Genomic DNA, 14223 nt, shown 5'->3' with positions numbered 1-14223 from the left:
GAACCCATGAGTTACATTGGCGGAAGTGACGGAATGGAAACCTGTGGCCGTTCCGACCACCGACGAGCTGCGCTATGGAAAACGACAGACTTTCGAACATCCTGGCCCAGTACCTGGGAGGACAGCTGGAGCTCGACACCGCGGCCGCTCAGCTGGCGCACGTCTATATCGAGCACGGGTGGGGCTTCTATCTGGTGGAAGAAGAATGCCGGCCGGAGCACCGCGAGCGCATGCGAGCGTTGGCCGGGCGGGTGGAAGCGGCCATGAAGGCAGCCACGGCCACCCGGCGGCGGAGCTAGACGGGCCGAACGATCACCGTCGACAACATGGTGGCGATCGGCGTCCGGAGCGCCCCCTGGATGGCGAACACCTCCGCCAGGCACACGGTGAGCGTTCGCCCCGGCCGCACGACCCGCCCCTGCGCCAGGAACGCCTCCCCGCGGGCGGGCGCGAGCAGATTGATCTTGAACTCGACGGCGAGCACGTCTGTATCGGGTGGCGCCAGGCTGAACGCGGCGTAACCGGTCGACGAATCGGCCAGGCTCGCTACCGCTCCCGCGTGCCAGAAGCCGTTCTGCTGGGTGAACTCCGCCGCGAAGGGCGCGCTCAGGTCGACCTCGCCCGGCGCGAGGTGCGTCAGTCTGGCGCCCAGCAAAGCCATCATCCGCTGGTGCTCGAAGCTCTGCCGCACCGCTGCCTGATAATCCGGGTTCTTGGGTACCCAGGGCGCCGTCATAGGTCGACCGCTATTCTCCGATCTTGGCTGGCGCCTGCCTGGCATATCCCAGCCGCTCCAGTGCAACCCGGACCTCCTCCAGCGCCGCCGGATCCTCGATGGTCGGCGGAATCTGGTACGGATCCCCATCGGCGATCCGCCGCATCGTGCCCCGCAGCACCTTGCCCGACCGGGTCTTGGGCAGCCGGGGAACGATCCCCACCTGCTTGAAATTCGCTACCGGCCCGACCTGGTCTCGGACGAGCTGGATCAGCTCGCCCAGGAGGTCCGCCGGGCGGCGCTGGACGCCTGCCTTGAGCACCACCAGTCCCAGCGGCAGTTGCGTCTTGAGCGGATCCCTTACGCCGAACACCGCGCACTCGGCAATATCCGGATGGCTGGCGAGCACCTGCTCCATGCTCCCGGTGGACAGATTGTGCCCGGCGACGATGATCACATCATCAATGCGCCCCATGATGAAGAGATAGCCGTCCTCGTCGATGTGGCCTCCGTCGCCTGTCAGGTACCGGCCGGGGTAGCGCGTGAGGTAGGTCTCACGGAACCGCTCGTCGTCTCGCCACAGGGTGGGCAGGCTCCCGGGCGGAAGCGGCAGACGGATCGTCACGCTGCCTTCCCGGTTTGGCGGCAGGGGACTTCCCTGCTCATCCAGAATTTCCACCACGTACCCCGGCACCGATTTGGTGGGGGAGCCGGGCTTGAACGGCAGCGGCTCGAGCCCCATACAGTTGGCCGCGACCGGCCAGCCCGTCTCGGTCTGCCACCAATGATCGATCACCGGCCGCTGCAGCAGTGCTCGTGCCCAGTGATAGGTGTCCGGGTCGAGCCGCTCCCCTGCCAGGAAGAGGGAGCGAAGCCCGCCGATGTCGTGCCTGCGGAAATATTCTCCGCCCGCGTCCTCCCGCTTGATCGCCCGGATGGAGGTAGGCGCGGTGAAGAGCACCCGCACCTGGTACTGCTCGATCACCCGCCAGAACTCCCCCGGGTCGGGCGTACCCACCGGCTTCCCCTCGTACATGACCGTGGTGCACCCGTGCAGCAGCGGCCCGTACACCGTATATGAGTGCCCCACCGCCCAGCCGATATCCGAGGCCGCCCAGAAGACTTCTCCGGGCTCGACACCATAGACGTGCCGCATCGACCAGGTGAGCGCGACGGCGTGGCCCCCGGTGTCCCGGACCACGCCTTTGGGCATGCCAGTGGTGCCGGAGGTGTAGAGGATGTACAGCGGGTCAGTGGCCGACACGGCGACGCAGCCGGCGGGCTGGGCCGACGCCATCAGCTCGTGCCAGTCCAGGTCGCGCGGGGCCATCATCGCGCAGCGATGCTGCGGCCGTTGCAGCACGATGCAGTGGTCGGGCTGATGGCGCGAGATCTCCAGTGCCCGGTCGAGCAGCGGCTTGTACTCCACGACGCGGGCGATCTCGATCCCGCAGGAGGCGGAGATCACCACCTTGGGCGCGGCGTGCTCGATCCGCACGGCCAGCTCCTGGGAGGCGAATCCGCCGAACACCACCGAATGGATGGCGCCGATGCGGGCGCATCCGTACATCGCGATCAGCGCCTCGGGGACCATCGGCATGTAGATGACGACCCGATCTCCTTTGCTCACGCCGAGCGAGGTCAGCACCCCGGCAAAGCGGGCGACCTCGTCCCGCAGCTCCCGGTAGGTGAGGCTTCGCCGCACGCCCGTGACCGGGCTGTCGTAGATCACGGCCGCCTGATCCGCTCGGCCGTGCTCGACGTGGCGATCGATGGCGTTGTAACAGGTGTTGAGCTGGCCGCCGGTGAACCAGCGGTACAACGGCGCGTCGGACGCGTCCAGCACGGCGTCCCACGGCTTGAACCAGTCGATGGCCTGGGCGGCGCGGGCCCAGAATCGGTCGGGGGATCGGAGCGCATCGTCGTACGCCCGCTGATAGTCGCCCTTCATGAGCTCATCCGAATCCCGCCGGCCGCTCGGCGCTCACGTCGAGCGCGCGCTCCAGCGCGAGTCCAGCGCGGGTGATGGTGCCTTCGTCGAATAGCCGGCCGAGCAGGGTCACGCCGTGGGGCACTCGCCGCGGCGGGGAGAACGTCGGCAGGGGATGGTTGGGGTCGGGGGCCCAGTCGCTCCGGGCCTGGGAGACGCTGACGAATCCCGCGCGCAGCGTGAGCGAGGGATGCCCGGTGAAATTGGAGATGGTCAGCATCTCGTCACGCAGCGACGGCACCAGGAGCAGATCCACCTGGGAGAAGACTCGAGCCATCTCACCTGCCACCAGGCGGCGGAAGCGATCGGCCTGCACGAAGTCCACGGCGGAGAGAAATCGCGCCATCCGGAAGAGGTTGGGCCACGCGTCGGGCACCTGAACCTTGAGCTGGTCCGCCTGTCCGCTCAGCGTGAGCTCCTCGAAGGCCGCCGCCCCCTCGCTGAAGAGGATGTGCTGGAGCGAGCCATAGGGCCAGTCTGGAATGCTCACCTCGACCGGGACCATGCGCAGCTTGCGCACCGCGTCGAGCGCCGAGCGATCCACGTCGGTGGCCGGGCTCTCCTTCATCCAGGCCGGGAAATAGCCGACCCTGAGGCCGGCCACCGGAGCGGCCGCGTCGTAGTCGAGATGGCTGGGCACGCTGGAGAGGTCACCCGCATCGGGCCCCGTGATGGCCTGCAGCACCAGCATCGCGTCCTCGACGCCGCGGGTCATCGGGCCGAGCTTGTCGAGCGACCAGCAGAGCGTCATCGCGCCGGTGCGCGGCACCCGGCCGAAGGTGGGACGCAGACCGGTGATCCCGCAGCGCATCGCCGGACTCACGATGCTGCCGCCGGTCTCGCTGCCGATGGAGAACCCGACCAGCCCCGCCGCGGTCGCGGCGCCCGGGCCCGCGCTCGATCCCGACGCGCCTTCTTCCAAGAGCCACGGGTTCATCGTCTGGCCGCCGAACCAGATGTCGTTGAGCGCGAGGGCGCCCAGGCTCAGCTTGGCGATGAGGACCGCTCCTGCGTCCTCCAGGCGGCGCACCACCGCCGAATTCTCCTTGGGTACCCGGTTCCGGAACGGCTCGGCGCCGTAGGTCGTCGGGATCCCGGCCGTGTCCAGCAGGTCCTTCACACCGAACGGGATGCCGTGCAGCGGGCCGCGATACTTCCCCGCCGCGATCTCCGCGTCGGCCTTCTTCGCTTGGGAGAGCGCCAGCTCCCTGGTGACGGTGATGACGCAGCGGAGCTTGGGATCGAACCGGTCGATCCGCTGCAGGTAGATGTTGGTCAGACGCTCGGCAGTGAGGGCGCGCCGCTCGATCCAGCGGGAGAGCTGGGTGACCGGAGCGAAGGCGATCGCTTCATCGCTGGCGGGCACCGGACCCGGATCGGCGGTGCTGCGGACGAATCGGTCGCGTGACGGGCCGGCGCTCGCGCCCGGGAGCACCGGATTCCACCGCGTCCCGGGCGACAGGGCCGGGTCGAGCGTCACCTTGCGCGGCCCGACCCGGCGCTCGAGCAGCGGCGCCAGCGACTTTCGCCAGCTCGCCGCCGCCATCTCCCGCTGCTCCGCACTCATCGTCACCTGCTCCAACTTCTCCGCCTCCGCGAACGTGGCCGCTGAGACTTGGGGTCCGACGCCGGGCGCGGTGCCGAAGGTGGGCGGCGCGCCGGGCGGTGGCCCCCCGGACGAGGAGGGAGCCGCGGCACGCTCGTCGCCTCGGCACGCGGCGACCGCGCCGAGCAGGCCGAGCGGAGCACGGATCAGGAACTGCCGGCGGGTATTCACGATGGATTCTCCACGGAAGAGCGAGGGCGCGTCAGGAGCGCCGCTCCCGCTTGAAATAGAAATGGACCCGGTAGCCGAGAGACGCTACTCCCGTCAGCTCCCAATGGTCGGCACCCAGGGCGTTCAGGTCGGTTTCGGACGGCAGCTCCTCCCCCGCCTCGCGCACGAGCGCCTTGTACTCCCAACGAGGGTCGAGCGGGACGAACGGAGGCTCGACCCGGGCCGTACGCTCGGGCTGCCGCTGAGGTGGAAACGGGATCTCCAGTCTGGTGCTCATCTGGACCTCGCAATGCTGGAAACAGAGCCGAACGACTAGCGGACCCGGCTCCATACCAGGTCCCACGCTTCCCGCCGTTCGGCGAAGTCGGTGATACGGCCGTCGGTGTCACGCCGGAAGATCTTGCGATACCGCGGACGGCCAGAAACAAAGAGGACATCCCGCACCTCGGCCCGCAACACCTCGGGCTTCCGGCCGGTCTGCTGGCCCACGAGCGCGCCGCCCTCCAGTCGGATCTCATAACTGATTCCACATGTGTTCCTCCGTTATCCGCGCACGGACTTGCAGTGCCGGGAGGCGTCTTGCACTTCGCACGTGGATGCGGAGCTGCTCTCTCGCACTCTGCCTGAATCATACGCGGGCCGAACGCCGGCGGTGTCGAGCTCTCATGCATTGTCGCAATTTTCGGAATTGTCGGCGCGCTGCCGGATACGCATAGTGAGTCAGCCCAAGGGCGGCGGGTGGGACCGGCGGTGGTTGGGCACTCACCGAAGTGGTGCTTTCCAGGAGGAATCATGAGGATCTTCACGCCCCGCGGGCTCACCCTTGCCGCGCTCGCCACCGGCGCGCTGGTGGCCTGCACCGAAGAGACGACCAGCCCTGCCGACCCGGCGGTCACCCCGGCGCTCTCCGCCTCGGCCACCGGGAACGGCGCGCCCAGTGGCGCGCACTACACCCTCAATATCATCGGCGTGGCGAAGGACAAGTCGGCGGACTTCTCGGGTGGTGACGGGCGCCGCATCTTCGTCGACCTGGGACGAACCGGCGCGGCGGCGAACACCAAGATCAATCTGACCGAGGGCGATTTCGGCGTGCTCGACGCCAATGGCACCGATGGTGTGGCCGCCTTCCGCCTGCCCAATCCGGATCCGGACGGCGACGGCACCACCTCATACTCGGTCTACGTGCGGGCCCTGGGGAAGCCGGGCGGCCAGGCCACCATGCAGTCCTGCTACGAGGATGCGACCGGGACCTGGTGCGCCGTCGACTTCGCCGGCGGTGTCGAGCCGATCACGCTGGAGCGCAGCAAGAACGGCGCGGCCAAGTTCGTCAACGTCTCCAAGGACCTCCTCTTCGTGGATTACTGCACCGCCTGGTCGGCCGGCACCGACCTCATCCTGGGCACCGAGGATGACGTCTGCACCAGTGTGTCCCAAATCGCGCTGTTCAGCAACAATCTGCTCTCCTACTTCTGGTCCTACGACAACCAGGGTCTCAAGCTGGCGCAGCTCCGGTTCTACGAAGTTCCCACTCCCTGAGGACCCACAGCTGGCAAAGGTCGGGCGGTGTCCGCTTCCGTGCGGCACCGCCCGTACGCTGGCTAGGGCACGACCGGCAGCACGATGCGCGACGGCCGGGCCGGCGAGCAATACACCCGTTGAGTGGCCTTGATGAAATCGGCGGCCGCTGCGCGGTAGATGCTGGGCACGAATTTCTGGGGATTCCGGTCGATCAGGGGAAACCAGGTCGACTGCACCTGCACCATGAGCCGGTGGCCCTTGAGGAAGACGTGGTCGTGGTCCCGAAGGGGGATCCGCCACTCGACCGGCGTGTTCGGCGCCAGCGATCGAGGATGCTCGTAGCTCGAGAGGTAGCGTCCGCGACGGACTTCCATCGCGATCGGCAGCTCGTAACCATTGATCGATCGAGCGTACTGGCCCGGCGCCGGGCCCTCCTCGGCGTCCCAGGTGTTCCGCTGGGCGTTCTCCGGGTAGACGTCGATCAGCTTGACGATGAAGTCGGCATCGGTCCCGGAGGTGGAGGCGAAGAGATCGGCCGCTAGCTCGCCCGTGACCGTCAGATCGTGGTCCAGCGGCGCGCTCACAAAGGTCAACACATCGGGCCGGTGGTCGACGAAGCGCTGGTCGGCCACCTCCCACGTCCGCCAGTCGCCCGCGGGATAGGTCGGAGAGATGGGGCGCTGCCGGTAGGGTACGGGATTGGCCGGATCGGAGACGTACTCGCGGTACTCCCTGCCCCGCGCTCCGGTCGGCCGATCGAAGGAGAGCGTACCGTCGGCGTGGAGGAACAGGTCGGTGGGCTTGGCCTCCTTGGGCGGCCAGGCAGCGTAAGTGCGCCACCGGTTCGCGCCGGACTGGAACATCGTGGCTTCCCAGCCTGGCTTCTCCCCCTTGCCATGAAGGTAGAAGCGGAAGAAGGGGGCCTCGATGGTCTCGCGAAACTCTCTCGCGGTCTCGTGGCCGCCGAGCGGGATCAGCCCGATGCTGTCGCCCTTGGGGGCCTGCCATTGGCCGTGGAACCAGGGACCGGCCACCATGACGTTGGTGTGATCCGGGTCGTGCTCCCGGGCGTGACGGAAGATCTGCCACGGGCCCCAGGGATCCTCCTGATCCCAGAAGCCGGCGACATTGAGGTTGGGGACCGTCGAGGCATGGAGCTGCCGGATCCAGGCCTCCCTCTTCCAGAATTCGTCGTAGTCCGGGTGCGCGACGACGTCGTTCCAGTAGGGAATGGAACCGTGCAGGTACCGGGCGTTGATATTCGCGATCGGCCCCAATGCCAGGTACCAGGAATATGTGTCGTAGGTCTCGAATTCGAAGTGGGTGTTCTTGAACTTGTCCGCCTGCTCCAGGACGGCATACTCGAAGGCGTAGCTCTCGCGCAGGGCGCCGTATCGGTGATCGTCGTCATTCATCCACTGATCCACCGGGGATGCCTGCTCGCTCATGGCCTTGAGCGCCGGATGCGGGTGCAGCAGCGCGAGGGCGGTGGTCAGCCCGTCGTACGACACCCCGTACATGCCCACTTTGCCGCTGTTGTTCGGCACGTGCTTCACCAACCAGTCGATGCTATCGTAGGCGTCGGTCGTCTCGCTGGTGGCGGTCGAGTCCGTCAGGTCGACCTGGGAGGTGAGCTTGAACACCCCTTCCGACTTGAACCGGCCCCTGAGGTTCTGGATCACGAAGATGTAGCCGTCCCGAGCCAGCTCCTTGATGCTGGGCGGCATCTCGCGGGGTACCGAGTCCGGCACGCCATAGGGCGTGCGGCGGAACAGAATGGGTAGGGGGCCAGTCTGACTGCTCGGCGCGAGGATCACGGTCTGCAGCCGGACGCCGTCCCGGACGGGGACCATGACCTCGGTGAGCCGAAAGAGCGGCGCGGGACTGGGTTGCTGCGCCTCGCCTGCGGTGGGGAGCAGCAGGGCGGCAAGGCTCCACCAGATGTGTCGCATCGATGCTCCGTGACGTCAGTGCAGCGGCGCGGCCGGCCCGGTCTCGGGCATGACATTGAGCAGCACGGTGGGCCGGACCGAGATCTGCCCGGCGAACGGCCGGCTGTGCGACGCCACCAGCGTTACCGCCACGCCGACCGAGGTGGCGAAGATGCCCATGATGATCCGGTTGGCCATGCGGTTGTCACTGTGGACCAGGCCGATGGTCACCATGGTGAGCGCCGCCTGCATGAGCAGCGCGGTCCACTTGACCCAGTTGATGGACGAATGACTGAGGACGATCCGGAGCCGGCGCGCTTCCAGCGCGCTCTCAAGGGAGGCAATCATCTCGCGTTGGGCTGCCACATTACCTTCGCTCTTGGGGTCGAGTGCCAGGGTCAGGCGGAGCGCCTCGGTCAGCGACGCGGGCACCAGCCTCAGGGTCGCGTTACCACGGGACATCGCGGGCCAATCCTGAGTCACCGCCTCCTGGATGTGACGCCGGACCAGCTCTCTGATGCGTGCCTCCGGCTCGCCGGGAAAGTCGGATGCAAGGAGCACGACCCCCCTGAGCGCGCTCGCTTCACGGTTGACGGCCGTATTGGCTCGGTCGAGATCGCCCCAGACCTGGGCCGCGAGGAAGCCGATCAGCAGGGCGAAGAGGATCGCCATTGGCGACAGTATGCCGCCCGAGACGGCTTTGAAGGCGCGCGCCCGTTCGCCGACAGCGAGGGCGGTGATGACCAGGTAGATGGCAGCCGTGACGAGATAGCAGGCCGCGAGAATCACGACCGCCATCGGCAGCACTGGGATGTTGAGGAGCCAGTCACCCATTGGTACAACCCTCCCGCGACCCGGACGTGGCTTTCATCTGCATGCCGTGGATCGAAATGAATCTGGCGACGGAGCCCGGCGTGCGACAGATGTCAGGGCGTCACTACCCGGGGCAGCTCGATGAAGCTCGCCTGCCCTTGCGAGTGGTAGATCCGCTGCACCGCCTTCCGATAGTCTCCCGGTTTGGCCCAGAAGATGTTGGGCACGAAGCTCTGCGGGTTCCGGTCGTAGAGCGGAAACCAGCTCGACTGGATCTGTACCATGATCCGGTGACCCGGCAGGAACACATGATTGGCCGTGGGCAAGGCAAAACGGTAGAGCAGCGGCCGATCGGCCGGAATCGGCTTGGGGGTCTCCAGGCTCTCCCGATAGCGGCCTCGGAAAATGTCAGCCGCCACCATCAACTGATACCCGCCCATGCCCGGCTGACCGGCCACCTCGTCGGGGTACGTGTCGATCAGCTTGACGACCCAGTCGGCGTCGGTGCCGCTGGTGGAGGCAACCAGGTTGGCGATCGGCTGGCCACTGATCTTGAGCGGTTCCGTGAGCACGTCAGAGACGAACGCCAGCACGTCCGGCCGGCCCGACGCCTCCCGCTGGTCGTCGACCAGCCACTCCTGCCAGGTCAGCGGGTAGTCGTAGCCCACCGGCTGAATGGGGCGGGCGCGGAACGGCACCGGCTTGGCAGGATCGGAGACGTATTCGTCGAAGGCCGCGTCGCCCGCCTTCGGTGGATTGAAGCCGAGCCTCAGGCCAGCCGCCAGGTGGAGCGGCGTGGGCCGGATGGTGCAGCCGCCCGTGCACCCGGCCGGCCAGGACGACAGGTGCCGCCAGGTATTGGTGCCGGTCTCGAAGGCGGCCACGGGCGGGACGTCGCCCTTGGATGCGCCGTCCTTGAGGTATCGATCCAGGAACGGCCGCAGAATCTGCTGGCGGAAGGAGAGCGCCGTGTTGCTATTGAACCGGAGCGCGCCGAGCGTGCTGCCGTCGTCGATCTCCTGGCCGTGATACCAGGGTCCCAGCACCAGGAATACCTTGTCGTTGGCCGAGTCCTTGGGCTCGAGCGCCTTGTACATCGCGATCGCGCCGTAGATGTCCTCCTGATCCCAGAGGCTGTGCACCAACATCACCGGCACCTTCAACGGCTGGGCGGCCAGTACCTTGTCTACCGCCTGGTTGCGCCAGAAGGCGTCGTAGCTCGGATGCTCCAGCAGCTTCCGCCAGAAGCCGACCTGCCCCATCCCGCGCCGCCGCCCCAACTCGCCCGCCGAGCCCGCCTGCATGAACATGTCGTAATCGTCGAAGTGGCTGGTCCACCACCTGGCCGAATTGTCGCGAGTCGCCTCCTGCTCGTAGATGTAGGACATGTTCTGCTGGCGGAACGCTCCATTGTGGAACCAGTCGTCTCCCATCCAGCCGTCCACCATCGGGTTCATCGGGACTGCCACCTTGAGCGCCGGGTGCGGATTGACCAGTGCCATCAGTGGGAGAAAGCCATCGTAGGAGATCCCCAGGATGCCGACCTTTCCGTTGCTCTCCGGCAGGTGCTTCACCAGCCAGTCGATGGTGTCGTAGGTGTCCGTGGAGTGGTCGACCGGAGTCGGGTTCTCCGGGCCGTGCAGCGGCCGGTTCATCACGTAGTCGCCCTCGGAGGCGTACTTGCCGCGCACGTCCTGCACGACCCGGATGTAGCCGCCTTCCACGATCACGTCGGTGGCGTTGTCGTAGCCGGTCAGGATGGGGCCGAGATGAGCGCTCTGGGCATGGGTGGTGAGCGCGGTGGCATCGTACGGTGTCCTGGTGAGCAGGATGGGGGCGCCTTTGGCTCCCTTCGGCAGCAGGATGACGGTGTGCAGCTTCACCCCATCGCGCATCGGGATCATCACGTCACGTCTCTCGTAGTCGAAGCCGTCGGTCGCCGGGATCAGGTGGGCCGGCGTCTCGCTCGGCAGGCGCGCGGCCGGCGCGGCCGGCCGTGCCTGAGCGTGTAGCCGTTGGGGGAGCATCGGCCCGGCGGCCAGCTCGATCAGGACGACAAACGGAGCGATGCGAGCGGTCAGCGTCATCGAGTGTTCCTCCCGGAGATCCCGGCTGCAGGTGTTGGCACGCTCGGACCGGTGCCGCTGTCGCGCTCCTGGACACCGTCAAACTTCTCGGAATTGTCCCGCGGGGCGGGCGGGCTCATAGTAGAGCGATCCCTGAAGGAGCGAGCACGATGGCACGCGAGTTCGTCGCCTTGAATGGGCGGATCTGGTTGATACGGCCCCGCAATGAGGTGCGCAAGGATGAGGTCGCCAGCCACGTCACCCTGGAGCTGGTGAGCGACACGGAGACCCGGGTGGTGAGTTGCCGCCGGGAGGAGTGGGAGATCGCCGCGCCGGACCTCGCCGCCCTGCTCGCCCGCTCGGTGGTGTCCGGGGCGTCGCGGAGCATCGTGTCTCCCAACCCCTGAGGCGCGCGCCTCCCATCTGCTCGCTGGGAACCTCTCCGCCCGAGCCGGCGTTACCCTCCCCAGACAGAGACATAGCCTTCGGGCCCCGGCCGGCAGCCCGGGTAACCAAGCGCTGCGGGCGTTCGCCCGGGTGAAGTTCTCCTGCCCGGGCGTTCGCCTGTTCGCTCACCCTTTCGCTGAACCACCCGATCGCTCCAGCGTTCCGGTGAGCGGAAACCACTCGGTCGCGCTGGATGCGAACCCGTGGAGTCGGTTGTCGTTGGTGTCCACCAGGACCGTCAGGGTGAAGCCGGAGTTGGAGAGATAGGATACGAGGTGGAGGCCGCGGGCCACGTCGAACGACGCGTAACGGATGGGCTGCTTCTCTTCAGCCGGCCTCCCCGGGGCGGCGCCTCCGACCTCACGGAAGCTCACGGTGCCATCGGGACGAAAGGTGTGCTCGTAGGTCTTTCCCGCGGTCGGCCCGTCGTGAAAGGTCCAGCGCTGAGTTTGGCCGGCGAGTGAGAGCGGCTGCGTTGCATTCATGGGTGCCTCCAGGCGATTCGGTGCTGAAGTGTAGCCCGGAACTGGCGACCGGCCATATTCCGCGCACCACACGACATCTCATTCCTCCGCTGGGCGGCCACCATGGGTATTTCCTTCGGCAGCCGTCTCTAGCCTACCTCGATCACGCCCTCGCTCACCAGCACGCTCGCCCCGCCGACCCAGGTGCCCGCGACCCGCCCACTCCGCTTCTCGGCGCGGGCCTCCAGCACGCTGGGCCTCCCCATCTCCACACCTTGGGCGATGCGCCAGCGGAAGCTGCCGTCGGCCACCCGGTCGTAGTGACTGAGCAGACCGGCCAGCGCGCAGTTCGCGCTTCCGGTGGCGGGGTCCTCCGGCACGCCGTCGCGTGGGGCAAACATGCGTGCCCGGAGATCGAATTCATCGGCGCTGCGGGTGTAGAGATGGACGTCCGGGACGATGCCTTCCGAGATCAGCCCGTCGAATCCTTCCGGGTTGATCCGCGCACGCTCCAGCGCGCCGCGATTGGTGAGCTCCGCCATCAGGAACGGCAGGCCAACCGAGGCAACCTGCGGTGGGTGCGTGGCGGTGACGATATCCTCCGGAGCAAGCGAGACGGCCGCCGCCACTGACCGCGCGGACGTGCTCTTGCCGAGCGAGAGGCGTTCGGGCGCGGCGAGCTCGCACCAGATCGGCTGGCCCGCCCGCCGCTGAATCGAGACCGGGACCACCCCCGCTCTCTCCTCGAAGGTCACCGTGATCGAGGAATCGATGGGGCCGAACTCACCGGCGGTCGCCAGCGCAAACGCGGTTCCGATGTTGGGATGGCCGGCGAAGGGCACCTCGGCAGCGGGCGTGAAGATACGAACCTTTCGCGTCTGTCCCGCCGAGGGGAACACGAAGGTGCTCTCGGAGAAGTTGAATTCCCGGGCAATCTGCTGCATCTGGCGGTCCGAGAGGCCACCGGCATCAGGCAGGACGGCGAGCTGATTCCCGCCGAAGCGGGTATGGGTGAACACATCGCAGATGTAGTAGCGGTAGCGCATGGCGGTCGATATCTCGTGAGGCGCCTCGACCTCTGCCTTAGAGGCGAGTGAGCGGTACGCGGAGCATGGCGACTGCCCAGACCGGGCGGTGGTCACTGGCGTGGGCTACGTCGAGCACCGTGCCGGCCGCCGCGGTGTCGGGACTCGCCAGTCCCTTGAGGAAGATGTGATCCCACCGCCCCAGCCGGGAGGTATCGGGCCCGTGCTCGGTGGGCCAGGCGTAGCCCATCTGGCGCGCGACACGGCCCACCGCGGCGTCGTTCATGTCGCCGCCAATGACGACGCGGGGATACCGGGCGGCATCCGACAGGATGGTGCGCAGCTGGTCGCGCCGCGCCGCGGGTGTCACGTCGGTCATGGTGCTGAGGTGGGCGCAATACACCCGCACCGACGCGTTGCCCACCCGGAGGGTCGCGGCGGTGGCCGTGCGCCGGGTGCGGCTGAACCGGGCGACGTGCGGCAGCAGGATCTTTCGATCTTCGACGATGGGCCAGCGCGACAGCACCGCGTTCCCGAACTTCCGCCCGGTCCTCAGATGGAAGATGGCAGGAAAGTACACGTACCACAGGCCGAGCGCGTCGGCCACCTGCCGGGTGCCTCGCTCGTCCATCTCCTGCAGCAGGATCACGTCGGCGCCGCGCAACGCTGGATCGGAGGTCAGCATGCGGATCGCGCCATCCACGTGCAGCCCGAACTCGAGGTTGAACGAGACGATCCGGAGCGTGGCGGAGTCGCCCGGGGCGGCCGCGCGCGCTCCCGGCCCGCCGGCGTATCGGGGCCCGGTGGGGCTCTCGTAGTTGCGCCCGGTGCGGCAGGCGGCCAACGTCCCCAGCAGGAGCAGCAGTGCGGCGCGCCGCCGGCTCACTCTGCTGCGCCCGGGTCCCCGGCCCGACGGGCGGTCTCCTGGTCGAGTCGAGCCCGAAGAGCGGCGAGGACCGGGTCCACCGCCGTGTACTGCTGGCCGTAGGCGAGGTTGAAGGCGTAATCGAAGTCCGCCGGATTTTTCCCCTGGGTGTGCTGCAGGATCGTCTCCAGCTTGTCGAGGCCCTTCGCCAGTCGGGCCTCGGGCGAGCTCGCCGCCTCGTACTCGTCCCACAAGGCAACGATCTCGAGCTGCATCGCCAGCGGCAGCGGCTCCACCAGTTGCAGCAGGTCGGCGCGCTCCTGGCCCGCCTTGCTCGTCCCGGCGGCCTGTGCCGGCGCCGGGATGTCGCCCCCGATCGCCTCGCCCAGGTCGTGGATAAGACACATCTTGAGCAGCCGCGCCAGATCGACACCTTCGGCACGGTCGTAGAGCAACATGGCCATCAGGCACAGCCGCCAGGTGTGCTCGGCGACGCTCTCCCGCTGGCCGATGGACGTCCACCCGCTCCGCGTGGCCGTCTTGAGCCGCTCGGCGGCGCGGAGAAACGTCAGCACTCCTTCGAGCTCATCCGTCTGCATCGGTTCGCTCTCC

Annotated in this window: 15 protein-coding genes; 3 read left to right on the top strand and 12 right to left on the bottom strand. The window is 67.5% G+C overall.

Annotated features, from left to right (window positions below; genetic code table 11):
- Positions 1–74: 74 nt before the first annotated feature.
- Positions 75–299 carry a hypothetical protein gene (locus VHR41_12010; GenBank protein HEX3234916.1) on the top strand — a complete coding sequence of 75 codons (225 nt, stop codon included), beginning with the start codon at positions 75–77 and terminating at the stop codon, positions 297–299.
- On the opposite strand, the gene VHR41_12005 is transcribed toward VHR41_12010, so the two are convergent.
- The 5 genes from VHR41_12005 to VHR41_11985 are packed head-to-tail and all read right to left on the bottom strand — an operon-like array spanning position 296 to position 4971.
- A complete protein-coding gene (locus tag VHR41_12005) occupies positions 296–736 on the bottom strand; it encodes a PaaI family thioesterase (protein ID HEX3234915.1) in 441 nt (146 codons plus the stop codon). The genes VHR41_12010 and VHR41_12005 overlap by 4 nt on opposite strands.
- 10 nt (positions 737–746) lie before the next feature.
- Positions 747–2666, bottom strand: a complete 1920-nt coding sequence (locus VHR41_12000; protein ID HEX3234914.1) for a propionyl-CoA synthetase — start codon at positions 2664–2666, stop codon at positions 747–749.
- A gap of 4 nt (positions 2667–2670) precedes the next feature.
- The gene (locus VHR41_11995; GenBank protein HEX3234913.1) at positions 2671–4482 is read right to left on the bottom strand and encodes an amidase; all 1812 of its coding nucleotides are present in this window, start codon (positions 4480–4482) and stop codon (positions 2671–2673) included.
- 31 nt (positions 4483–4513) lie between these two features.
- Positions 4514–4759 (bottom strand): hypothetical protein, encoded by a 246-nt coding sequence (locus VHR41_11990; GenBank protein HEX3234912.1) that lies wholly within the window; start codon positions 4757–4759, stop codon positions 4514–4516.
- 35 nt (positions 4760–4794) lie between these two features.
- Positions 4795–4971, bottom strand: a complete 177-nt coding sequence (locus tag VHR41_11985) for a hypothetical protein (GenBank protein ID HEX3234911.1) — start codon at positions 4969–4971, stop codon at positions 4795–4797.
- A 303-nt stretch (positions 4972–5274) separates the two neighbouring features.
- Here VHR41_11985 and VHR41_11980 point away from each other — a divergent pair, with 303 nt between their 5' ends.
- Positions 5275–6018: a hypothetical protein gene (locus tag VHR41_11980; protein HEX3234910.1), complete on the top strand. Its 744-nt coding sequence runs from the start codon at positions 5275–5277 to the stop codon at positions 6016–6018.
- 62 nt (positions 6019–6080) lie between these two features.
- Here the strand turns inward: VHR41_11980 and VHR41_11975 are convergent, their stop codons facing one another.
- The 3 genes from VHR41_11975 to VHR41_11965 all read right to left on the bottom strand — a co-directional run bounded on the left by VHR41_11975 (position 6081) and on the right by VHR41_11965 (position 10831).
- Positions 6081–7952: a CocE/NonD family hydrolase gene (locus VHR41_11975; GenBank protein HEX3234909.1), complete on the bottom strand. Its 1872-nt coding sequence runs from the start codon at positions 7950–7952 to the stop codon at positions 6081–6083.
- A gap of 15 nt (positions 7953–7967) precedes the next feature.
- A complete protein-coding gene (locus VHR41_11970) occupies positions 7968–8765 on the bottom strand; it encodes a hypothetical protein (GenBank protein ID HEX3234908.1) in 798 nt (265 codons plus the stop codon).
- 92 nt (positions 8766–8857) lie between these two features.
- Positions 8858–10831, bottom strand: a complete 1974-nt coding sequence (locus tag VHR41_11965; protein HEX3234907.1) for a CocE/NonD family hydrolase — start codon at positions 10829–10831, stop codon at positions 8858–8860.
- Between the two features lie 149 nt (positions 10832–10980).
- Here VHR41_11965 and VHR41_11960 point away from each other — a divergent pair, with 149 nt between their 5' ends.
- Positions 10981–11217: a hypothetical protein gene (locus tag VHR41_11960; protein HEX3234906.1), complete on the top strand. Its 237-nt coding sequence runs from the start codon at positions 10981–10983 to the stop codon at positions 11215–11217.
- Positions 11218–11382: 165 nt separating this feature from the next.
- On the opposite strand, the gene VHR41_11955 is transcribed toward VHR41_11960, so the two are convergent.
- From VHR41_11955 to VHR41_11940, 4 genes are all read right to left on the bottom strand, one after another.
- Positions 11383–11742 (bottom strand): hypothetical protein, encoded by a 360-nt coding sequence (locus tag VHR41_11955; GenBank protein HEX3234905.1) that lies wholly within the window; start codon positions 11740–11742, stop codon positions 11383–11385.
- Between the two features lie 128 nt (positions 11743–11870).
- The gene (locus VHR41_11950; GenBank protein ID HEX3234904.1) at positions 11871–12767 is read right to left on the bottom strand and encodes a PhzF family phenazine biosynthesis protein; all 897 of its coding nucleotides are present in this window, start codon (positions 12765–12767) and stop codon (positions 11871–11873) included.
- Between the two features lie 37 nt (positions 12768–12804).
- Positions 12805–13632: an endonuclease/exonuclease/phosphatase family protein gene (locus VHR41_11945; GenBank protein HEX3234903.1), complete on the bottom strand. Its 828-nt coding sequence runs from the start codon at positions 13630–13632 to the stop codon at positions 12805–12807.
- Complete coding sequence (locus VHR41_11940; protein HEX3234902.1) at positions 13629–14210, bottom strand: HD domain-containing protein; 582 nt, start codon at positions 14208–14210, stop codon at positions 13629–13631. The genes VHR41_11945 and VHR41_11940 overlap by 4 nt, the downstream gene beginning before the upstream one ends.
- Positions 14211–14223: the final 13 nt, after the last annotated feature.

Source organism: Gemmatimonadales bacterium (assembly GCA_036265815.1).
Classification (GTDB): Bacteria; Gemmatimonadota; Gemmatimonadetes; order Gemmatimonadales; family GWC2-71-9; genus CAVVWJ01.
This window is presented reverse-complemented; position numbering and strand designations above follow the sequence as displayed.